This window comes from Sorangium sp. So ce321 (assembly GCF_051530195.1).
Taxonomy (GTDB): Bacteria; Myxococcota_A; Polyangia; order Polyangiales; family Polyangiaceae; genus Sorangium.
This window is the reverse complement of record NZ_CP150329.1, coordinates 10,540,767-10,561,730: the sequence shown is the minus strand read 5'-3', so window position 1 is coordinate 10,561,730 and position 20,964 is coordinate 10,540,767. Positions and strand designations below refer to the sequence as shown.

Genomic DNA, 20,964 nt, shown 5'->3' with positions numbered 1-20,964 from the left:
ATTTCATTTCAATCGAGGCCAGGGCGCGACCTTGACCCTCATTGGTGGAACCATATAGTCCTGAGACGGTCGGGCGGCACACAGTGCGTGTGCGCCGGGCCGCGGGGGCACACGACCGCAGCAGCGCGCGGGCTGCGGTCGTGTGCGCCGTTCACGCCACCATCACGTCATCGGAGGTTCACATGAAGCAATTGATTCAGCAGCTCGCCCAGGATCACCTCTGGAATCAATGGGTCGCGGCCAACTCGGCCACCGAGCCGGCGCTCGCCGCTGGCTGCATCTCGCGGAAGGACGGCTGTATCTCGAAGAAGGCCGGCTGTATCTCCCGGAAGGCCGGCTGCATCTCGCGGAAGGCCGGCTGCATCTCCAGGGTGCGCCGCCCCGTGAAGGCCGGCTGCATCAGCTGACAGCTCGTCCGGGCTCGCGGGCGAGGCGGGGAGAACATCGTACCGGTGGTCTCCTGCCTCGCTCGCGGCCGCCTGGACCGATGGGCAACAACGCTTCTCGATGGCCGCTCTCCGCCTTCCTGGACTCGACCCATGGACGACCAAAGACAGACGCTCTCCGGGATGCTCGATCAGGTCAGGGACATCCCCATTTACCGCCGGTCGATCGAGGAGGGCTCCTTCCCGATCCTGGAGAAGCCGGAGATCGCCAGGGGCTTCCCGGACAACTGGATGACCCCGAGGCTCGCCGAGGCGCTCAGGGCCGGCGAGGCGGAGTTCGTGCTCTCGACCGGGACCAACCACGCGCGGATGCAGATCATCCGCCCGCCGTTCTTCCTCTTGCAGTCGTATTACCGGCTGTGGAGCGAGCATCCCGACGTCGCGGTCACATGGCAGCAGGGCTGTCAGCGCGTCTCGATCACCACGGTGCTGGCGACCGAGCACGTGGCGCGGGTCAACGCGCGGCGGCGCGGCGTCCCGGCGCCGGCGCTGCCGAGCCTCGAGGAGCGCCGGCTCGACGCGCGCACGCTCTACCTCAACCTGCGGCTCGACCCGGCGCTCTGGGAGCGCGGCGACGTCGAGCGCATGCTCGAGGAGATGAGCGCCGTCCAGGCGGCGCACCCGCGAGGCTGGTACCACCTCGACTGCGACAGCTACCACCTCGCTCACCTCGTGCGAAAGGCGCTGGCCTGGGGAGCGTGGCAGCGCTTTCCGCGGCCGGCCAGCGTCATTCACGCTTACGAGTACACGCCGCGGAACGTGCGGCGGTTCTTGCAGCAGCACCTCGACTGCCCGATCATCGATCTCTTCGGCAGCACCGAGCTCGGGTATCTGTATTACAGCGATCGTCACGGGCGGTACTGGCCCTACCTCGACAAGATGCACCTGGAGCTGATCCAGGTCGAGGAGGGCAGCTCGATCTACAGCATCATCGTCTCGAGCGTGCGCAACCCCTACATGCCGCTCATCCGCTATCGCTCGGGCGACTGCGCCGAGACGGTCGATGGCTCCCCCGATCCGCTCCGGATCCGCCGGTTCTGCGGGCGCGAGCGAGAGCTGCTGCGGCTCCATCGCGGGGGGCTCCTCTCTCAGGCCCACCTCGACGACTGGATCGCCGAGGCGGCGCCCTCCGTGTTCGTCTATCAGCTCCACCCGGAGGGGCCGCGGCAGGCGCGGCTCCTGTACACCACCTTCGACGGCAGGCCCGTCGAGCCGAGCGCGGCGCGCGCGCTCCGGGAGAAGGTCCAGGAGGGCGCCGGGCTCGATTGCTCCCTCGAGCACCGCGCGCACGTCGCCATCGGCAAGTCCGGGAAGTACGCGTGGCTGGTGCAGGGCGGCGAGGCCGCGGAAGGAGGTGGCTCGTGAAGCTCGAACGACCCAGGGTGACGACCGCCGCGCTGAAGGCGCTGCTCGATGAAGCGCTCTTCTCCGGCGTGGTGCGCCACTTCGTGAAGACCACCGGCGAGGAGCCCGCTTACGTCGAGCGTCAGGTGATCGAGTGCCTGAGGTACCTGTACCTGATCTCGCGCTATCCGGAGCCGCTGGCCGGGCTGTTCTTGCCCGTGGAGCAGGCGATCGACGAGGTCTGGCACTACCTGATCTTGCAGACGCGGGAGTACCGTGAGCTGTGCGAGGAGCGCCTGCCAGGGCGCTTCTTCATCCATCACCGCAGCCTGCCGTACGAGGACTACCAGGAGGCGCAGCCCAGCCGGGAGCGGTCGCTCGAGGAGGCGCTCTGCTGGCTGCCCCTCTACCGCGAGGAGTTCGGCCCGTTCGACGAGGGCGCGCTGCCCCACTGGACGATGGTGCGGTTCCTCCACCAGCAACTCGGCCTCTCCCTGCAGGCCATCGCGGCGCTCGAAGCGGAGGAGCAGGCCGCGCAGCCCGGCGCGGGGCGCGTCCGGTGATCGGTCGGGCCCTGCGGGCGGCGCCCGCCACGTCCATCAACACCCTGGTCCTGCTGCTCTGTCAGGTCCTGGGCATCGCCGGTGTCGTGTCGATCCAGTTCGTCGGCAGCCTGGTGGGCGAGCGGCTGGCGATCGACATGCGGCTCGCGACCCTGCCGGTGGCCCTGCTGGTGCTTTCCTCGGCCCTGGGCACCTGGCCGGCCAGCCAGCTGATGCGCCGCTTCGGGCGCAGGCCCTGCTTCATCGCCGCGGCGCTGCTGTCCGCCGGCTGCCTGGCGCTGGCGGCGCGGGCGGTGGACCGGTCGGACTTCGCGCTGTTCTGTACGGCGGTCCTCGGCGTCGGCCTGCAGGGCGCCTTCGTGCAGCAGTATCGCTTCGCGATCCTCGAGGGGCAGGAGAGCAGCAGGGCGCCGCGCCTCCTGACCATGATCCAGCTCGCCAGCGCTGCTGGCATCGTCCCCGGCGTCTCGCTCTTTGGCCTGCTGGAGGGGCGGACGTCCAGGTACATGCCCTGTGCCCTGCTGATCCTGGCGGCCCTCCAGGTGGCGGCCGCGCTCGCTTTCCTGGCGTACCGGCCGCAGGAAGCGCGCGTCGCCGAGGCCTCCGCCGCGCCCGACGCGCGCGCTCGCGCCATGTACTGGCCGATGGTGGGCATGGGCGCCGGGGCCTTCCTGGTGATGAGCCTGATCATGGTGCCGACTCCCTTGCAGATGTGCGGCATCGAGCAGAGCTCGGTCGAGCAGGCGAGCTGGGTGATCCAGGTGCACCTGCTGAGCATGTACCTGCCGTCGCTCTCGGTCGGAGCCCTGCTGAGGCGGGTGTCGATAGCGCAGCTGCAGGGCCTGGGGCTGCTGTTCCTGCTCGTGGGGTTTCTGATCAGCTGGCTGCCCGGCTTCGAGGGGCACCTGGTCGGGCTGGCGCTGGTCGGGGTCGGATGGTGTTATGTGTTCGTGACCGCGACGACCCTGGTGGCGCGCAGCCGCTCGGGCTCAGAGCGTTTTCGAGCGCAGGGCGTCAATGACCTCTGCGTGTTCGCCGCCAGCGGCGTGGCGTCGCTGACGTCCGGGGCCCTCCTGTCGGTGCTGGGGTGGAGCGGCCTTCTGTACCTCGGCCTGGTGCTGGTCCTGAACTTGATGGCGCTCGCCTGGAGCGTCCACCGCACCTGAGCCGGCGCCGGCGCCGTCGCCGTCGCGCGGGCGACGCGGCGCCGCGCGCATCTTCGCAGCCATCGCGCGGGCCACGAGGCGCCCAGGCGCACATTCACGTCCAGAGCCAGAGGGAGGCGAACATCATGTCTGACTTGCAGTCGAACCGTTCTGAAGAGGGGGCGGCGCCCGCCAGCCGCTTCGATGCCGTCGTCGTCGGGGCAGGGTTCGCGGGCCTGTACATGCTCTACCGCCTGCGCCAGCTCGGCCTGTCGGTGCGGGTCTACGAGGCGGGCAGCGGGGTGGGCGGCACGTGGTTCTGGAACCGCTACCCGGGCGCGCGCTGCGATATCGAGAGCATGGATTACTCCTATTCGTTCTCGCCCGAGCTCCAGCAGGAGTGGAGGTGGACCGAGCGGTACGCCACCCAGCCGGAGATCCTGCGTTACCTCGAGCACGTCGCGGACAGGTTCGAGCTCCGCCGGGACATCCAGCTCGGCACGCGCGTGACCGCGGCCGTCTTCGACGAGGCGACGGGTCGGTGGGCGATCCGGACGGGCGACGGCGCCGGCGCGTCCGCCAGGTTCTTGATCATGGCGACAGGCTGCCTGTCCATCGCGAAGCGGCTCGATTTCAAGGGGATCGAGGCGTTCCATGGTGACTCGTACCACACGAGCCACTGGCCGCGCGAGGGCGTCGACTTCACCGGCAAGCGCGTGGGCGTCATCGGTACCGGCTCGTCCGGCGTCCAGGTCATCCCCGTCATCGCCGAGCAGGCGGCTCGTCTCTTCGTCTTCCAGCGGACCCCGTGCTTCAGCGTGCCCGCGCGCAACGCGCCCATCGACCCGGCCCACGAGGCGTCGATGAAGGCGAGCTACGACGAGCACCGGCGCAAGGCCCGCGAGACGCGCGCCGGGGTCGTCATGGAGGTCAACCCGAAGTCCGCGCTGGAGGTCTCGCCCGAGGAGCGGGAGCGCGAGTTCACCGCCCGGTGGGAGCGGGGCGGCACCGCCTTTCTCGCCACGTTCTCGGACGTGATGCGCTCCCGGGAGGCCAACGAGACGGCCGCCGAGTTCGTTCGAGCCCGGATCCGAGCGACGGTCCGCGACCCGGCCGTCGCCGAGGCGCTGTCGCCGAGGGGCTATCCGCTGGGCACCCGGCGTCTCTGCGTCGATACCCGGTACTACGACACGTTCAACCGGGACAACGTGACCCTCGTGGACGTGAAGGCGTCGCCGATCGAGGAGATCACGCCGAGGGGGCTCCGCACGGGGAGCGCGGAGTACGAGCTGGACAGCCTCGTGTTCGCGACCGGCTTCGACGCCATGACGGGCGCCTTGACCAGCATCGACATCCGGGGGACAGGCAACGAGTCGCTGAAGCAGAAGTGGGCCGACGGCCCGCGCACGTACCTCGGCATCGCGGTGGCCGGCTTCCCGAACCTGTTCACGATCACCGGCCCCGGCAGTCCCTCCGTGTTCAGCAACGCCGTCGTCTCCATCGAGCAGCACGTGGAGTGGATCTCGGGCTGCATCGCGTACCTGCGCGAGCGCGGGATCGAGCGCATCGAGGCCACCGCCGAGGCGGAGGACGGGTGGGTCGCGCACATGAGAGAGGTGGCCGAAGGCACGCTCTATCCCCTGGCCAACTCCTGGTACATCGGGGCAAACATCCCTGGCAAGCCGCGCGTGCTGATGCCTTATGCCGGCGGCGTGGGGGCCTACAGGAAGCAGTGCGAGGCCATCGCGGCGCAGGGCTACGAGGGGTTCTCCCTGTCGAAGGCAGGGTGAAGGACATGGGCGGGGCCTCCGCGCGACGTGCGCGCGAGCGACTCCGGAGCGGCGCGCCTCGAGGGTGGATGTGCGGGGCCGCGCGGCGTGGCGCTACGGCGCCACCCCGGCCCTCGCGAGCGCGCTGCGCACCGTCGCGAGGGCGGCGAACCGCTGCGTCAGGTACTCCTCCAGCCGCACGTGCTGGCTGAACGTCACGTTGAAGCGGATGTGCGGGTCGGCCGCGTTATCGGCCATGAACGTGGCGCCGCGGACCAGCAGGATCTTGTTGAGGTAGGCGTCCTTCACGAGCTCGTCGACGTCCACGCCGCGCGGCACCGCGCCCCAGAGGAACAGGCCGCCCTCGCCGGGGTGGTCGAGCAGCACGCCCGCGTCGCGCAGCCGGCGCGCCGCCGCGTTGCGCGCCGCGCCGAGCTTCTGCTGCAGCCGGTCGATGTGCTTGCGCCAGCGGCCGGTCGACAGCAGCTCGAGCAGCACGAGCTCGTTGAGCGCGCCGGTGGTCAGCACAGAATAGATCTTCTCGCGCAAGAGGGGCTTCAGCAGCGCGGGCTCGGCGGCGATGTAGCCCAGGCGCAGCGCCGGGCTGAGCGCCTTGCAGAAGCTGGAGTAGTAGATGACCCCCTCCAGGCTCGAGAGCTGCGCGAGCCGCGTGGGGTGGCCAGGGTGGAAGTGGCCTTGCACGTCGTCCTCGGCGATGAGGACGCCGTGCTGGTGCGCGATCATCAGCGCGCGGTGCAGGTTGGCCGCGCTCGAGCCCCAGCCGGTCGGGTTGTGCAGCACGCTCTGGATGAACAGGAGCCTGGGCCGGTGCTCGCGGCAGGCCGCCTCGAGCGCGGCGAGATCGATGCCATCCGGCCTTCGCGCCACCGGCACGAGGCGATAGCCCGCCTCGCGCAGGCGGCCGAACATCAGGAAATAGCCGGGGTTCTCCACGAGCACCGCGTCGCCCGGCTGGAGGAAGCTGCGGCAGATCAGGTCGATGGCGTGCGTGCCGCCCCACGTGGTGAGCAGGCGCCCCGCGTCGGCGGCGATGCCTTGCGAGCGCATCAGCATGGCGATGCGCTCGCGCAGCGCCGGGAGCCCCTGCGGCGGACAGCGCGCCGCCATGCCCGCCTCGTTGCGGGCGAGCGCGCGCTGCACCGCGGCGGCGGGGATGGCGTCGCTCAGCCAGCTCGCGGGCAGCGCGCCGCTGCTGGCCAGCAGCACGCCGGCGCGCTGGTCGTTGGCCTGCTGCGCCAGCCACACCGGCTCCTGCTCCTCGCCGGCCTCGAGCAGGGCCTCGTTGGGGATCGCCGGCGCCGCCTCGCAGACGAAGAACCCGGCCGTGCCGCGGGTCTCGATCAGCCCGGCCGCCACCAGCCGATCGTAGGCGGTCACCACGGTATTCGGGCTGACGCCCAGCTGCCCCGCGAGCTGGCGGATGGACGTCAGCCGCGCGCCCGGCGGCAGCTGCGCGCCCTCGATCAGCGCGCGCAGCCGCGCCTCGACCTGATCGGCCAGCGGAACGGCGGAGTCGCGGTCGAGCGAGAACATGGGTCAGCGCAGGAACATGAGCGCCAGCACCGCCAGCGCGCCGGCCATGATGCCATTGAACAGCCGCTGCCGTCGCGGGTCGGTGAGGAAGCGCCGGATCGCCACGCCGAAGAGCGCCCACGCCGAGATGCACGGAAAGGCGATGGCGAGGCCGACGACGGCCACGATCAGCGCGCCGCTCGCGACGCCCATCCCCGCCGGCATGAACACCGCGGCCAGCGTGACCGCCTTGACCCAGCTCTTCGGGTTGACGGCCTGGAACAGCGCTCCTTGCGTGAACGACAGCGGCCGCGGCACCTCGGAGCTCTTGATCCCGACGCCGCCCGTGAGCTTCCACGCTAGCACCAGCAGGTACAGCGCGCCAGCCACGCGCAGCGCGCCATGCAGCACCGGGTAGGTGACGAACAGCGTGCCCAGGCCCAGGCAGGTGACGAAGGTCTGGAGCGCTCCGCCTGCGCTGATACCGAGGACGTGCGGCAGCGATCCGCGGTATCCGAAGTTCGCGCCCGAGGCGGCGAGCATCACGTTGTTCGGTCCCGGGGTGCTGGACATCACGAAGCAATAGGTCGCCAGGGGCAGCAGCTCGGTCATCGCGGTTGTCTCCGGTCGGGTGTGGCCTGGAGCGTAGGAAGGCGCCTGTCGCCGGTGAAGGCACAAGGGCCGCGCCGCCTGGCGGAACTGTGTCAGTCGCGGGACCGATACAGGTCGAGCCGCATGGCGCAGCGCTGCCCCGGGTCGAGGCCGTTGCGCGCTTCGTTCTCGAGGATCGCCGCGAGCCGCGACGGCGTCTCGGCTGGCGGCAGCTCTCGAAAGCCCATGGCGGCGTAGAACGGCCCGTTCCAGGGGACGGCCCGGAAGGTGGTCAGGGTGAGCGCCCGGAGCCCAGCGGCTCGCGCCCACGCGATCACGTGGCCGAGCAGGCGTCGACCGAGCCCCTGGCCCTGGCGGTCGAGGTCGACGTCGAACTCGCGGACGTGAAGCTCGTCGCCGACCGCCTCGGCGCCCAGGAACGCGACCGGCCTGCCGGCGCCGTCGTCGACCACCCAGAGCGTCCCGGCCCGCAGCGCATCTCGCCAGCCCTCCGCCGGCGTCACGCTCGCCAGGGCCTCCAGGTTGAGGTCCGTCCCCCGGAACGCCTCGCTCGCCGAGCGCTCGATCTCGGGCAGGCGCGGCAGATCGGCCTCGATGGCTGGTCGCACGAACGTCGATGTCATGGATGTCGGTGATCGAAGAATAGCCTGGTTCACATGCCGCGATCTCGATCCTGGCGAGCGCGGCCTTGCCCCACTCGACGAGGTGCGCCTCGGCTCGTGTGTCTCGCCGGTTGCGCGCCGTCTCGCGGCTGCTACCATGGCCCGCGGGTGCGCAGGGGCGCCCATCCCGCCGAGAAGAAGCTTTCACCCTGCACGCGCGACGAACGCTGGTGTCTCATTGCGATTTCCTCCGGCCGAGGGGAGCGGGTACGGCCACGACGAGGAGAGAGCCATGACTGGACCCTGTTCGTGAACTGAAGATCCGCGTCGGAATCCGCCATCAGGGCGTGCAGGCCGCCGACGCGGCCGCCTTCGAGCGGCCGCGGGCGCTCGACGAGCCACGCAGGCCGGGGTTCGCCTTCATGGCGGCTCGCCCTCGTGGCGGCTCGTCGTGAGCGCGCTGCTGCACGTCACGCCACCGGGAATCGCTCCGTGTTTCCCGGTGAAGGAGTCGTTGCGCTCGCGCTGCGCGCGACATCGGCCCGTCCACCAGCGTGGGCGGCTCGGTTCGCCGCGTTTGCGGGCATCGATAGCTCCTGGCTCGGTGTCAATGCTTGAAGCTGGAACCCAGAGGTTGCCTCCATGACCACATCGACTTCCGCCACATCGCCCGAGACGCTACCGTTTCACCTGACCGGCAACTTCGCCCCGGTGCTCGACGAGATCACCGCTCACGACCTCGAGGTGACCGGGACGCTGCCGCCGGAGCTCGCGGGCACCTACGTCCGCAATGGGCCGAACCCGAGGAGCGGCCCCACGCCGGCCTGGTTTCTCGGCCAGGGCATGTTGCACGGCGTTCGCATCGAGGGCGGTCGAGCCCGCTGGTACCGGAACCGCGCGATCGACGCGCCGACGACGTCGAACACGAACATCGTTCGTCACGCGGGAAAGATGCTGGCCCTGGTCGAGACGGCGCCCCCCGTCGTGGTCAGCAGCGAGCTGGAGACCGTCGGCGCGTTCGACTTCGCGGGCGGCCTGACCCGTGGCATGACCGCGCATCCGAAGATCTGCCCTTTCACCGGCGAGCTGCTGTTCTTTGCCTATGGCCTGCAGGCTCCGTTCGTCACGTACTACCGCGCGAGTGCGTCCGGTGAGCTGGTCCAGTCGGAGCCGATCCAGGTCGGGAGCCCCACGTACATGCACGACTTCGCGATCACGAGGCGCTACGCGGTCTTCCTCGATCTCCCCGTGCTGTTCAATGGCTGGCGTACTCCCGTGCCCATCCAGTGGAGCGACGACTACGGCGCGCGCATCGGCGTGTTGCCGCGCGACGGCCGGGGCGACCAGATCCGCTGGTTCCCGATCGCGCCCGGCAACGTCGTCCACACCGCCAACGCGTACGAGGAAGGCGGGACGATCGTGCTCGACCTCATGCGCTCGTCGACGCTGAGCACGCCCACCCGGCTGCACCGCTACACGCTCGACCTCGAGAGGGGCGCCGTCCATGAAACCGCGCTCGACGCGCTGCACACCGAGTTCCCGCGCATCGACGACCGCCGCACGGGGGCGGCGCACCGGTACGTCTACGCGCTCGAGCTCCGCAACATGGTGAACGGCATCCCGACCGACGCCGCGCTCCGCAAGTACGATGTCGCCGCTGGTCGCTCCACGGTCCATGAATGCGGGCCGGATCGCGTCCCTGGCGAGTGCATCTTCGTTCCCAGGGCGCCGGACTCCGGCGAGGACGATGGCTACGCCATCTGCTACGTCTACGACCGCAAGCGCAACGCGAGCGACCTCGTCGTGCTCGACGCAACCGACTTCGCGGCGCCGGCGCTCGCCACCGTCGCGCTGCCCAGGCGCGTTCCCTTCGGGATCCACGGGAGCTGGTTCCCGGACCTCGGCTGAGCCAGTCGGCGTGCCGAGCGCGGCTTCAGGGAGATGTCCTGGATCGAGCTGGACGCCAAGATCGAAGCCGGAGCTTTTTACCTACGCGGCGCCCAGATTTCCGCTCATCGGGAGGCCGCTGGCCCAGCCCCTTGCCATGCCGCGGACCATGGCCTCGTAGTCGGTCGCCTTGCTGTTGCGATCTCTCTCCTCGCAGAGCGCTGGATCGGTCGCGAACAAGGAGCGAGCGAGGTGGCGGGCGCCCGCGGCGATCGCGGCGTTCTTGGCGCGGCGGCGCTGCGTGAACTCGGTGAACGCCGCGTCGAGGGAGGTCGCGCCGCCCAGGCAAGCGGCCAGATGCCACGCATCTTCCAGGGCCTGACAGGCGCCCTGACCTGACGTGGGCAGCACCGCGTGCGCCGCGTCGCCGATCAGCAAGACGTTGTCTCGATGCCATGGCTCGATGGGATCGTGGTCGTGGACATAGATCTTGTTGATGCGCTCGATCGGCGTCTCTTCGATCAACTCCGGTATCGGGCTTGGCCATCCTCCGAAAAGGGCGCGGAGCTCATCGCGGTAGTCCGCTGGCACCCTGACCCCGACGTCAGGGCAGGCCGCGCCGCCGGCCCAGTACGCCTCGGTACGGGACACGGGGACGACGCCGAAGCGCGCGCCGACGCCCCACCAGTCCGTCACCTCGATCTCCGAGAACACAGCTCGAGGGCTGGTGAACGTGCCGATCCAGTTGATGAAGCCCTGGTATCTCGGACGATTGTCGCCGTGGACGAACTGCCTGGAGGCCGAGCTCATCCGTCCCTCTGCGCCGAGGATCACGTCCGCCGAGACCGTGGCTCCGCTCGCGAAGTGAACGCTCGCCGATCCCGTGGCAGAAGGCTCGACCCGCTCGGCGACGTGCCCGTAGCTCACGCGCACTCCCTGCTCGGCGACGCGGGACAGCAGGACCGACTGAAGATCTTTCCGCAGCACGGAGAGGCTCGGGTAGCCCATCAGCTCGTCCAGCTTCCGGATGTCCAGCGCCCCGAGCTCCTCGCCGGCCCTGGAGACCCTCCGCATCCGGGCCGGGCGCCCCGCCAGCTCGGCGACCGCGTGGAGCAGCCCGAGCTCCTGGAGCACGAACGAGGCGTTCGGCCAGCAGACGATCCCGGCGCCGATGTCCGCAGGTGCTGCGTGCCTCTCGAAGACCTCCACCTCGAACCCTCGTCGAGAGAGGGCCAGCGCCGCGCTCAGTCCGGCAATCCCGCCTCCGAGAATAGCGAGCTTCAACGTGATTCCTCCGGTGCCTCGTCGTGGTGCAAGGACGCGCGCAACCCCGGTTGTCTATACTGCATGTTTGTCTGCGCAGGGGCCAGGAAAAGCAAAGGCAAGACGATCGCGGCGGCCAAGGGCGCGGCGGCGCAGAGCCAGTGAAGCTCTGCTGCCGCGGGGCGCATCCGCGCCGCGCGCCGTGGTAGCTTCCGGTCGTCCCCCTGGAGGTGTCATGCGCCGCAGAGCCCACGCAGCATTCCTTGGCCTCGTCACCCTGACCTTGCTCGGTGTCGCGGGGTGCGCCGACGAGGAGGTGAACCCGGTGAACCCCGACACCACCACGACCGGCGAGCCGCCGCGCGACGGCGTCGCGCTCGCCGGCCTCGAGGGGGACGTCGAGGTGGTGGTGGACGACCGCGGCGCGCCGCACATCTACGCGACCACCTTCCGGGATGCCGTGAGGGTGCAGGGCTACCTGATGGCCCGCGATCGCTTCCCGCAGATGGAGATGATCCGGCGCAACGTCACCGGCCGTCTCGCGGAGTTCATCGGCCCCCTGTCCCCCGAGGCGTTGCAGGCGGACATCGCCGCGCGCGTGATCGGCTTCAAGCGCATCGCCGATCGCATCTACGACGAGCTCCCCGCGGACGATCTCGCCAGGGTGGCGCTCGACGCCTTCGCCGCGGGCGTGAACGTCTATATCCAGGAGGTGCGCGACGGCAAGGTGAAGCTGCCGGACGGCGCCTACCTGCTCACCGTGCTGCTCCTCTCGAAGCCCGAGGTCTTCACCGACTGGACCCCTCAGGACTCGCTCGCCATTGGCCGCTTCCTCGCTCACACGCTCTCGTACGACGCCGATCAAGAGGTGCAGCTCACCAGGATGGCCGCCGTCGCGGCGGCCACCTTCCCGGCCGGCGACCCGCGCGCGGGCATCTTCCGCGACTTCTACTCGTTCGCGCCGGCGCAGGCCGTGTTCACGCGCGACGGCTTCCCGAACGTCGGCATGGATACAGGCACCCGCGCCGCGCTCCCGGAGCGGCTCGATCCCGCGCAGGCCCCGCAGAAGCGGCCGGGGGGGCCGCCGTCCGGGCCGGCTCTACCGGCGCTGGACGTGCTCACCGCGGCGCAGGGCTTCTTCGATAGTGCCGGCCGCCTCCGCGACGAGCTCGGCGACGAGTTCCGCGGCTCGAACAACTGGGTGGTCTCGGGCGCCAGGACCGCCTCGGGCGCGCCGCTGCTCGCCAACGATCCTCACCTGTCGCTGCCGAGCCCGCCGCTCTTCTGGTACGCGCACCTGAACACCGCCCGCGCGGGCGGCGACCTCAACGTGCAGGGCCTCGCCCTCGCCGGGTTGCCCGGCGTGCTCCTCGGCTACAACGACCACATCGCCTGGGGCGCGACGACGGCCGGCCACGACGTGACCGACGTCTACGAGGAGACCATCACCGAGGGGCAGGGCGGCGCGGCCGACACGGTGCTCTTCAACGGCGAGCAGGTGCCCATCGAGATCGTCACCGAGACCATCAAGGTGGCGGGCAAGGACGACGTGGTGATCGAGCTCGAGCGGGTCCCTCACCACGGGTTCATCATTCCCACGATCGTCGAGGGGAAGGTCGAGCCGCGCGCCTCGACCACCGCGCTCAGCGTGCGCTGGACCGGCGACGAGCCCTCCGGCGAGCTCGGCGCCTTCCTCGGCCTGGACCTCGCGAAGGACGTCGCCGAGGCGCAGGCGGCGCTCGACCGATTCGAGGTCGGAGCGCAGAGCTTCGTCGTGATCGACCGCGCGGGCGACGTCTTCTGGTCCACGCAGTCGCGCGTGCCCATCCGCGCGGAGGCGGCGATGACCTGGGATCCAGAGACCGGCACGGGCCTGTCGCCCGCGATGGTGCTGCCCGGCGACGGCAGCGCCGAGTGGATCGGCACCCTGGAAGACCGCTACCTGCCGCACGACATCAACCCGGCGCGCGGCTTCATCGCCACGGCCAACAACGATCTCGTCGGCGTCACCGCGGACGGCGACCCGTTCAACGATCCCCACTATATCGGCCACAGCTACGACCCCGGCTACCGCATCGCGCGCATCACCGAGCGCCTCGAGGAGCTCACCGCCGCGGGCGGGGTGACGCCCGAGGACATGAGCCGTCTCCAGGGCGATCACCAGTCGCCGCTCGGCCGGCTGCTCGCGCCCTCCTTCGTCGAGGCCGCCGCGCGCGCGGCCGAGGAGCGCGCCACGCCGGGCACGCACGCGGAGCTCGCCGCGTTCGTCGCGGGGGCTTCGGCCGAGGACCTCGACGCGCTCGCCGCCGCGGCGGCGCGCCTCTCGGCCTGGACTTCTCACGAGACCCCGGCCGGCGTGGACATCGGCGACGGCGCGCCCTCGACGAGCGAGGTGGAGGACTCCATCGCGGTCACGATCTTCAACGTCTCGATGGTTGAGCTCGTGCCGCTCGCCTTCGGCGACGAGGCCACGGCGCTCGGCGCGCAGCCGAGCAGCGCCGCGATCGCCCGGGTGCTGCAGAGTGCCATCCTCGCGCCGCAGCAGCTCGCGACCTTCGACCCCGCGCTCGGCGATACGGTGCTCTGGGACGACCTCGCCACCCCGGACCTGGAGTCGCGCGACGAGCGGATCGTGCGGGCGATGCTGGAGGCCGTATCCGCGCTTCGCGACCGGCTCGGCGCCGACATGGCTGGCTGGCAGTGGGGTCGCCTGCACACGGTCCGCTTCGTGTCGCAGGTGCCCATGCTCGCCGGCGGCAGCCCGGTCACGCTGCCGACCGAGGATGATCCGGAGTTCCCCGGCGGCTTCCCGCGCCCGGGCGACAACTTCGGTGTCGACGTCGCCAACTTCGGGATGTGGGACACCGACTCGTTCGACTACGGCGCGGGCGCCGTGCAGCGCCTCGTCGTCGAGATGACGCCGGACGGCCCGCGCGCGTGGAACGCCCTGCCGGGAGGCCAGCACTTCGCTCCGGAGAGCCCGCACCACGCCGACGAGGCCGAGCACTGGCGGCGCAACCAGGCCCCCGAGATGTACTTCACCGACGACTCCGTGCGGGCGCACCAGGAGTCGCGCATCCTCTTCGTGCCCGGCGGCTGACGCCGGCGTTCCATCGCGCTGCCCGCCGTGGGCGGCCGATGCGCTCAGCCAGCTCTCTCGTTCGTGGATCGTGACACGGCGATCCCCAGGCAATCAGCCCAACCCGACCGGCGGCGGAGGCGATCTCCTCAGCAGCCGGGTTCGGATTCGGTCCAGACACCGCCGGTGCACGTCAGATCGCTGACGCACGCGCCGTCCTCGTCGTAGCGGCATTGAGCCCCGTCGTCCGAGCACGGCTCGCCAGCCGTCAAGCCTTCCGGCGGGCACTTCTTCGTGCCCGAGCAGGTGCGGATGGTGGCCCAGGAGCCGTCCTTGCAGTGGCTATCGTAGTCGCATCCGCCGTCGTGGAAGCTGCATTCCTCACCTGCGCTGCACGACCCCGTGGCCGGTCCTTGCGTGAGTCCGCATTCAGGCGCGCCTCCCCCGGCGGCGGCCGCTTCATCACCGCCGGTGGCCGCTTCACCACCGTCGACGCCTTCGGCGCCGCATCCAGCGAGCACATGAGCCATCAAGATCGCTGTCGCAAGTCGCATGATCGTCGCCTCCGGCCGCAGCACTGATCAATAAACATGCCATTATTGAACGAACAAAAAGAAGCGTTTGCGAGCCGGTTTGCCGCGAATGTGCCGCAGTGTGCCCACGTCCATGTGTGCCACCGGATCGTGGCGTCACGGATGTGTACAGGTGGGCCTGGATCGTCATCGAGCGCGTCGTGGACGAGACCCGGGGTCGTGCCGCAGGCCGTTCGGCTGAGCGTCATTCCGCAGATAGGGACGGGCTCGGGGGCCGCTCCTCGAACTGGGGGGCGTCCCCGGCAATGTGATCCCACGGCGCCTTTGACCCGACGAAGATGTGCATCTCTATCCTGACGCCTGGATCCCCGTCGATGCACCCGAGCGTGACACCATGTACCTGGTCCCCGAACATGCCGCACAGGGTCGAGCCACATGCGCTGCAGAAGGCCAGGCCCCAGCCATGTCCAGACATGTGCCTGGTGAGCTTGTCTTCCCCTGCTATCCACCTGAACGTGCTGCCCGCGGCTACCTCGGCGTAGGCCGACGATGCTCCGCTGAAGGCTTTGCGGCAGCGGGAGCAATGGCACGCGCGAGCATGCTGGAGTGCTCCTTCTATCTGATATCGAATCGACCCGCAGAAGCAGCCACCCTCGATCATATCGAATCCTTCGTGTTTGATGGTCAACCAGGATCTGCTCGATCTGGTTCGTGCACCGGGTCCTCGCCGCTGCTCCAGCCTCCGCATGACGGCGTCCTCCTGGGAGGCCATCCGAGATGCCGTCCCACGTCAAGACGAGGCCACCCGCCGTCGTCACCTTCGTGTGCCGCAGCCGAGGAGCGCGAGCGCTCCGATCAGGGGCAGGCTGCTGGCGAGCGCGTCTCCGAGGAGAGCGCTTCACACAGGGCTTGTCCGGGTCTCCGGGGGCGGTCCGTCGTCGAGGACCGACAGGTCGAGATCGCGGAGCTGCTCGGGGTCGCCCATGACGTCGATCTGGGCGATTTTCCCCTGCGCGAGTGTAAAGCGGAGCACCCGGAAGAGCCGCCCGTGCGGGGCCACGACGACGCCCACCGTGCCGTCCACAAGGGCAGGGCGGGCAAGCTTGGCGCCGCGCGCGCCGGAGATCGCCTGCTTGGCCCAGGCGTGCGCGCCGCGGACCTCGGTCCCGGTCGGGGGCGCGGCCGTGGCGTCGGCGCGGATCACGACGTCCGGATCGAGGATCGCCACGAGCGCGTCGAAGTCGCCGCCACGCATGGCCGCGAGGAAGGCGTCGACCACCTCGCGCTGGCGGCCGACGTCGGCGTCCGGAGACGCGGGCGCTCCCTGCACGCGTCGGCGGGCGCGGCTCGCGAGCTGCCTCGCCGCGGCCGGGGAGCGGCCCACGATGGAGGCGATCTCCTCGAAGGGTACCGCGAACAGGTCGTGCAGTACGAACGCGAGCCGCTCGGCGGGGGTCAGCGTATCGAGCACCACGAGCAGCGCGAGGCCGACGGAGTCGGCCAGCACCGCCTCGCGCTCGGGGTCGGTCCCGGCCTCGCGGTCCGCGGCGGGGTCGGGCGCGGCCATCGGCTCCTCGCGCCGCGCCTTGCGCGCGCGCAGCATGTCGAGGCACACCCGCGCCACGACCGTCGTCAGCCACCCGCCCAGGTTCTCGACGCCGCTCGTGTCGGCGCGGCTCAGGTGGAGCCAGGACTCCTGCACGGCGTCCTCCGCCTCGCCCAGGGAGCCGAGCATCCGGTACGCCACCGCCCGCAGGTGGGCCCGGTGGGCCTCGAACCGCTCTGCCAGCCAACGATTTTCATCCATCGGTCACACTCCCTCGTCGCGCTTCGTCATGGCTGTGACGAACGAACCCTGGCCGATGTGACGACGCGAACGGACGTTCAGCGCCCCGTCACGGTTGGCGAGCACACCCGAACCGATCGAGAGGATCACGATCATGCTGAAAGCACGGATGAAGAACCCCGCGATGCTCCTCCCCGACGTCATGCAGCCCATCCACGCCCTGGTCGGCGTGGTGAAGAAGGGCGGCGTGCCGGCGCGGACGCTCGAGCTCGTACACCTGCGGGTGAGCCAGATCAACGGGTGCAGCTTCTGCGTCGACATGGGCGCGCGTGAGCTCAAGAAGGGGGGCGAGGCTGACGAGCGCATGTTCGCCGTGGCGGTCTGGCGCGAGGCGCCCTATTTCACCGACGCGGAGCGCGCCGCGCTGGCGCTCGCCGAGGCCGCGACGAGGCTCAGCGATCGCGCGGATCCGGTGCCCGACGACGTCTGGGAGGACGCCGCGAAGCATTACGACGAGCCGGCGCTCGCGGCGCTGATCCTGCACATCGCGCTGATCAACTGCTTCAATCGCGTCAACGTCACCACGAGGCAGGTCGCCGGCTCGGTGAAGTGGGAGGCGCGCGAGGACCTCCGCTGAGGAGGCGTCGATCTCTTCCGGTGCCTCGCGACGCGCGTCGGTGTCCCCGAGCGAAACGCCGCTCGTGATCGCGCTGGTGCGTCCTGCGCGGCCCACGAGGGCGAGGCGTCGCGGCGCTGGAGGTCGGGTCCACCCACCCGGGCCTCAGAGGAGGGGCCCAGGTGGCCACGGAGCGACTGTCCATGCCCACAGCCTGCGGGGCGCTCCTTGTCGGTCAAACCGCCCTGCTCCTCGGAGCAAGGCGGTTTGAGGGCGAGCCACGCTAGGGCAGATTGGCAGAAGAGACCTGCCAGCTTCTGTCGGTGCAGAAGCGGCAGCTCGCGCCGACGAGCATGCCCTTGCCGGTGGCCGATTCGTCACCCTTGAGCCACCAGTTGAGCCACGCCAGGTTGACCTGAGTGAACTCGCCGCCGTTCCGGTCCCACAGATCGCCCCCATGATCCGCGCCGACCTTGGCGAACATCATGACCGGGATATCACCCAGGGCGGCGATGTTCTCGAAGTCTCTCGCGCCGTTCTCGTTCGCGCCCAGGCTATCCGCGGTGCCGGTGACGATCAGCACGGGTGTGTGAATCGAGTTGTAGAATGCCTGATCCGGTGAGAAAGTGCCGCTGCTCGTGTGTCCCCAGGTCGTCATCCTGGGATCTGCGGCGGTCCCCGCCGCCATCAAGCCGCCGCAGGAGAAGCCGTTCGAGGCGACCTTCGTGGTCTCGATCTTCTGGTAGTAGGCGCTGCAAGGCTTCTCGTTCTCGGCGATCACCCAGTCGACGTAGGCGAGCAGCACGTCGCCTCCGCCCCCGAGCTCGCGGTTGGGCTCGCTGTTTTCCGGTGTCCCGTCCGCCACCACGAAGTAGCCATGCGAGGCAATTTCGGCCATGGCCGCTTGATTCGCGAGCCCGTCTCGCGAGCATCCGCCCTGCCCCCAGACGAAGATCGGATACTTGGCGTCCCCACCGAGATCCGCCGGACGAAAGATGGTGCCCTGGTTGATGCCCGGCTCCGAGTTCGTCTCGATGACCACCTGATGAGGGCCGCTCCCGGACACGTTCCGACCGGCCGATTGTGACTCGGTGCACGTGCCGGTGAAGCCGCCGCCTTCGCCCGCGCCTCCGCCCGTCGTCGCCCCGCCGCCAGTAGGCGCTGCTCCGCCCGCGCCGCCGGAGCCGGAGGCCTCAGACCCCCCGGTCGTGCTCTGTGAGCTACCCGAGCCCGTGGGCAGAGGCCCTCCGGTGGGGCCCGCCTGCTCGCCGCCCGAGCCGCTCACGCTCGTTCCTGTGTCCGCCGGGGCTCCGCCGCTTCCGCCGAGATTGCCGTCGTCATTTGAGCCGCCGCAGGCGCTGACAATCATGCCCAGCGCGGCCCAGGTGAAAGCCCAAGTCGATTTAGTTTTCATAGCGACTCCATAGGGTGCCCCAACGACCCCGGAGGTACGCCGTCGATCTCCGTCGATCGCCGAAGCAAGAAGCAGAAGGATGACCTTCACCGACAGTGTGAGCGTTCACAAATCAGATGTCAATTCCAATCGACCGGCCTGCGGCTGTCCTCGATCTCGAGGGAGGACGAGTCTGGCGGGTCTCTTCGGAGCGCCACGTCGAGCGAGGGTTCGTTCGGAGCGCGGTATCGAGCGGGGGCTCGTTCGGAGCGCCGCGCTCAGAGGGGTGGGCGCAGGATCGCGATCTTCGCCGGCCCGCTCGACTGGCGCGGAGGCGATGTGGTCATCGACGTGTGTGTACGTTCACAAGCAATAGCGCGTGCGCCCGCTGGTCCATCGCCCAGCGGGCGCGCGGCGGTGGCGAGCTCCGTCAGGGCCTCGCTCGGCGGAGCACCTTCTGCAGCTGCTTTCGCCCGCGGTGTATCCGCTTGTTCGTGGTGCCTGGATGGGCACCGAGCTCCGCGGCGATCTCTTCAGCGGTGTGGCCCAAGGCGGCGCGCGCGAGCACGGCTCGCAGCTCGGGCTTGAGCCGCTCCAGGCCGCGAAGCGCCAGCCGAGCCTCCACTTGCCCGAACGGTGACGGCGCGTCGCTTACAAGCCCCGAAGTGGTGTACGCGGTGCGCTCCCTGGACCACCGGCACACGCGCTCCCGGTAGTGGAAGATGTGGTGCCAGGTGACGGCGAACAGCCAGTGCTTCAGAGCCTTCTTCAGCGGCATGTCCGGGGAAGGCCGAAAGCTTGCAGCTTCGACGCTGCGCCAGGCGGACAGGAAGATCTCCTGCATGATATCGGGTTGATCGCGAGCAGGCACGGCGAACTGGCGCAATACGGCGCGGATGATCCCCGAGTGCCGCATGAGGGCATCGAACGGAACGCGCACTGCCGGATGCGCGACAACCTCGACCGGATGCGACGTGCGCCCATGCTCCGCCACGGCTTCTTTGCGTCTCCTGGACGTGCTCATTCTCCTGCCCCGGCCCAGGGCGGAGCTCGGCCTGGCGTCGCGCAAGGACACCGCCGCCTCCACCGCTGGCTACGTGTTGCTGGACTGCCGATGATTCAGCGAACTTGCAGCAGCAGCGCCTGGCGCTCCGCGGCGAGCTGACCTCGCGGGAACTCCATCGCGTGCATGTCGAGCAGGCGTCGCGCCTCGACGTCAGCCCTGGCGTTGTGGGCCTCGATGGCCTTGCGCGCCTGATGGATCAGGTTCTTCTCGCGCTCGCTGGCGGTCGGGCGTGCTGCGCCGACCAGAGACAGAGACGAGGCACCAGCGGCTGCCGCGGCGGGCGAGCTGGGCTTGCCGTTCACCGCGGCCACTGGAGGCGCCTCCCGAGGTTCGAGGGGCAGCGCGATGCCCTGCCCCCTGGGCGCCGTCATGGCGACCGCTGAAGGTACCTCGCGTTGCTGGCCGGGCGGCACGGTGCCCAGCGCCACGGGTGCGGCCGCGGGCGCGTGGACCGTCGCCGGCCGGAGCCACGCCTCGGTGCCGGACGAGGGCGGGAGCGCCGCAACGACGGCGCCGGCGAGCACGACGAACGCCCCCTGTCCGAGGAGCTTCGCGCCCAGCTTGCGTAGCGAGTCGGCCCACGCCTCGCGGGGATGCAGGCCGAGCGCCACCGGGACGCAGGCCTCCTCGTCCCACCCGTGTGAGCGCTGCTGGGCCCTCCAGCGCCGCTTCGCTGCCTTCAGGTGCTGGCGAGCCCGGCTGTGCTGGGTCTTCACCGTCTCCAGATGGAGCCCCAGCTCGGCGGCGATCTCGGCGAGCGGCTGCTCCTCGAGCTCGTGCCGGATCAAGACCTCGCGGTACCTGGGGTCGACCTGGCTGATCAGATCCCGGATGAGCGCTTCCCGCTGCCGCCTGCGGATCAGGTCCTCCGGACTGGGGCGCTCGTCCTGGAGCTCGCGATCATCGAACGCGGTCAGTACCTCGCCCCGGCGGCGCGCGTTCCGGGTGTGCTTCCGCGCCTGGTTCAGGGCGATGGTGACGGAGTACGGCGCCGGATCCTCGCCCGGCTCGATCCGCTCTCGTGCCTCCCATGCCCGCAGAAGTGCATCCTGCGCGACGTCCTCGGCGTTGCGCTCGGGGACACCGACGCGCCTCGCGAGGCGCCGGAAGAGCTCGAAGCGGGGGGTGGTTCTTGCTGGCCTGCCCACAGCGGGTAGCACCCCTGAGCCGCCCGGAAGGGTTCAGGAAAATGCATGGAGCGGCAACTTTGGTAGGGCAATGTGTCCTAATGTGGGTATTCGGCCTGTGATGCCCTCGGAGGAGAGTCGACCAGTCCTTTACGTTTTCGATCTGATCTTTACCGTCGAAAAGGTCCTCTATCGGCGAA

19 protein-coding genes are annotated in these 20,964 nt (G+C 69.8%); 8 read left to right on the top strand and 11 right to left on the bottom strand.

What is annotated here, in order from left to right:
- The first annotated feature begins 182 nt into the window (after positions 1-182).
- The 5 genes from WME89_RS39065 to WME89_RS39045 all read left to right on the top strand — a co-directional run bounded on the left by WME89_RS39065 (position 183) and on the right by WME89_RS39045 (position 5,288).
- Entirely contained in the window at positions 183-407 is a 225-nt protein-coding gene (locus WME89_RS39065) for a hypothetical protein (protein ID WP_438004676.1), read from the top strand.
- Positions 408-539: 132 nt separating this feature from the next.
- A complete protein-coding gene (locus tag WME89_RS39060) occupies positions 540-1,811 on the top strand; it encodes a hypothetical protein (protein ID WP_438004675.1) in 1,272 nt (423 codons plus the stop codon).
- Positions 1,808-2,353, top strand: a complete 546-nt coding sequence (locus tag WME89_RS39055; protein ID WP_438004674.1) for a glycine-rich domain-containing protein — start codon at positions 1,808-1,810, stop codon at positions 2,351-2,353. The genes WME89_RS39060 and WME89_RS39055 overlap by 4 nt, the downstream gene beginning before the upstream one ends.
- Positions 2,350-3,519, top strand: coding sequence for an MFS transporter (locus WME89_RS39050; protein ID WP_438004673.1), 1,170 nt, complete (start codon positions 2,350-2,352; stop codon positions 3,517-3,519). Before WME89_RS39055 ends, WME89_RS39050 begins: the two co-directional genes overlap by 4 nt.
- Positions 3,520-3,644: 125 nt before the next feature.
- Positions 3,645-5,288 carry a flavin-containing monooxygenase gene (locus WME89_RS39045; protein WP_438004672.1) on the top strand — a complete coding sequence of 548 codons (1,644 nt, stop codon included), beginning with the start codon at positions 3,645-3,647 and terminating at the stop codon, positions 5,286-5,288.
- Positions 5,289-5,381: 93 nt separating this feature from the next.
- Here the strand turns inward: WME89_RS39045 and WME89_RS39040 are convergent, their stop codons facing one another.
- The 3 genes from WME89_RS39040 to WME89_RS39030 form a co-directional block, all read right to left on the bottom strand.
- Positions 5,382-6,821, bottom strand: a complete 1,440-nt coding sequence (locus WME89_RS39040) for a PLP-dependent aminotransferase family protein (protein WP_438004671.1) — start codon at positions 6,819-6,821, stop codon at positions 5,382-5,384.
- 3 nt (positions 6,822-6,824) lie between these two features.
- Complete coding sequence (locus WME89_RS39035; protein WP_438004670.1) at positions 6,825-7,412, bottom strand: LysE family translocator; 588 nt, start codon at positions 7,410-7,412, stop codon at positions 6,825-6,827.
- 92 nt (positions 7,413-7,504) lie between these two features.
- Complete coding sequence (locus tag WME89_RS39030) at positions 7,505-8,035, bottom strand: GNAT family N-acetyltransferase (protein ID WP_438004669.1); 531 nt, start codon at positions 8,033-8,035, stop codon at positions 7,505-7,507.
- A gap of 621 nt (positions 8,036-8,656) precedes the next feature.
- Between WME89_RS39030 and WME89_RS39025 the strand changes: the two genes are divergently transcribed.
- Positions 8,657-9,922, top strand: coding sequence for a carotenoid oxygenase family protein (locus WME89_RS39025; RefSeq protein ID WP_438004668.1), 1,266 nt, complete (start codon positions 8,657-8,659; stop codon positions 9,920-9,922).
- Between the two features lie 81 nt (positions 9,923-10,003).
- Here WME89_RS39025 and WME89_RS39020 read toward each other — a convergent pair whose 3' ends face one another.
- The gene (locus WME89_RS39020; RefSeq protein WP_438004667.1) at positions 10,004-11,185 is read right to left on the bottom strand and encodes an FAD-dependent oxidoreductase; all 1,182 of its coding nucleotides are present in this window, start codon (positions 11,183-11,185) and stop codon (positions 10,004-10,006) included.
- A gap of 214 nt (positions 11,186-11,399) precedes the next feature.
- Here WME89_RS39020 and WME89_RS39015 point away from each other — a divergent pair, with 214 nt between their 5' ends.
- Positions 11,400-14,264, top strand: coding sequence for a penicillin acylase family protein (locus WME89_RS39015; protein WP_438004666.1), 2,865 nt, complete (start codon positions 11,400-11,402; stop codon positions 14,262-14,264).
- Between the two features lie 128 nt (positions 14,265-14,392).
- Here the strand turns inward: WME89_RS39015 and WME89_RS39010 are convergent, their stop codons facing one another.
- From WME89_RS39010 to WME89_RS38995, 4 genes are all read right to left on the bottom strand, one after another.
- Positions 14,393-14,797, bottom strand: a complete 405-nt coding sequence (locus tag WME89_RS39010; RefSeq protein WP_438004665.1) for a hypothetical protein — start codon at positions 14,795-14,797, stop codon at positions 14,393-14,395.
- 223 nt (positions 14,798-15,020) lie between these two features.
- Entirely contained in the window at positions 15,021-15,437 is a 417-nt protein-coding gene (locus WME89_RS39005) for a GFA family protein (protein WP_438012030.1), read from the bottom strand.
- Positions 15,438-15,674: 237 nt separating this feature from the next.
- Positions 15,675-16,583, bottom strand: a complete 909-nt coding sequence (locus tag WME89_RS39000; RefSeq protein ID WP_438004664.1) for a sigma-70 family RNA polymerase sigma factor — start codon at positions 16,581-16,583, stop codon at positions 15,675-15,677.
- 3 nt (positions 16,584-16,586) lie between these two features.
- The gene (locus WME89_RS38995; RefSeq protein ID WP_438004663.1) at positions 16,587-16,718 is read right to left on the bottom strand and encodes a hypothetical protein; all 132 of its coding nucleotides are present in this window, start codon (positions 16,716-16,718) and stop codon (positions 16,587-16,589) included.
- Position 16,719: 1 nt separating this feature from the next.
- On the opposite strand from WME89_RS38995, the gene WME89_RS38990 reads away from it, so the two are divergent.
- Positions 16,720-17,199 carry a carboxymuconolactone decarboxylase family protein gene (locus WME89_RS38990; protein WP_438012029.1) on the top strand — a complete coding sequence of 160 codons (480 nt, stop codon included), beginning with the start codon at positions 16,720-16,722 and terminating at the stop codon, positions 17,197-17,199.
- Between the two features lie 262 nt (positions 17,200-17,461).
- Here WME89_RS38990 and WME89_RS38985 read toward each other — a convergent pair whose 3' ends face one another.
- From WME89_RS38985 to WME89_RS38975, 3 genes are all read right to left on the bottom strand, one after another.
- Positions 17,462-18,547, bottom strand: a complete 1,086-nt coding sequence (locus WME89_RS38985) for an alpha/beta hydrolase family protein (protein WP_438012028.1) — start codon at positions 18,545-18,547, stop codon at positions 17,462-17,464.
- Positions 18,548-19,001: 454 nt separating this feature from the next.
- Positions 19,002-19,565, bottom strand: coding sequence for an RNA polymerase sigma factor (locus WME89_RS38980; protein ID WP_438004662.1), 564 nt, complete (start codon positions 19,563-19,565; stop codon positions 19,002-19,004).
- Between the two features lie 125 nt (positions 19,566-19,690).
- Positions 19,691-20,797: an RNA polymerase sigma factor gene (locus tag WME89_RS38975; RefSeq protein ID WP_438004661.1), complete on the bottom strand. Its 1,107-nt coding sequence runs from the start codon at positions 20,795-20,797 to the stop codon at positions 19,691-19,693.
- Between the last annotated feature and the right edge of the window lie 167 nt (positions 20,798-20,964).

Coding starts and splice junctions, on each gene's coding strand:
- WME89_RS39065 (WP_438004676.1), top strand. CDS start 183: ATGAAGCAATTGATTCAGCAGCTCGCCCAGGATCACCTCTGGAATCAA.
- WME89_RS39000 (WP_438004664.1), bottom strand. CDS start 16,583: ATGGATGAAAATCGTTGGCTGGCAGAGCGGTTCGAGGCCCACCGGGCC.
- WME89_RS39040 (WP_438004671.1), bottom strand. CDS start 6,821: ATGTTCTCGCTCGACCGCGACTCCGCCGTTCCGCTGGCCGATCAGGTC.
- WME89_RS39060 (WP_438004675.1), top strand. CDS start 540: ATGGACGACCAAAGACAGACGCTCTCCGGGATGCTCGATCAGGTCAGG.
- WME89_RS39045 (WP_438004672.1), top strand. CDS start 3,645: ATGTCTGACTTGCAGTCGAACCGTTCTGAAGAGGGGGCGGCGCCCGCC.
- WME89_RS39005 (WP_438012030.1), bottom strand. CDS start 15,437: ATGATCGAGGGTGGCTGCTTCTGCGGGTCGATTCGATATCAGATAGAA.
- WME89_RS39030 (WP_438004669.1), bottom strand. CDS start 8,035: ATGACATCGACGTTCGTGCGACCAGCCATCGAGGCCGATCTGCCGCGC.
- WME89_RS38995 (WP_438004663.1), bottom strand. CDS start 16,718: ATGATCGTGATCCTCTCGATCGGTTCGGGTGTGCTCGCCAACCGTGAC.
- WME89_RS39035 (WP_438004670.1), bottom strand. CDS start 7,412: ATGACCGAGCTGCTGCCCCTGGCGACCTATTGCTTCGTGATGTCCAGC.
- WME89_RS39010 (WP_438004665.1), bottom strand. CDS start 14,797: ATGCGACTTGCGACAGCGATCTTGATGGCTCATGTGCTCGCTGGATGC.
- WME89_RS39025 (WP_438004668.1), top strand. CDS start 8,657: ATGACCACATCGACTTCCGCCACATCGCCCGAGACGCTACCGTTTCAC.
- WME89_RS39015 (WP_438004666.1), top strand. CDS start 11,400: ATGCGCCGCAGAGCCCACGCAGCATTCCTTGGCCTCGTCACCCTGACC.
- WME89_RS38985 (WP_438012028.1), bottom strand. CDS start 18,547: ATGATTGTCAGCGCCTGCGGCGGCTCAAATGACGACGGCAATCTCGGC.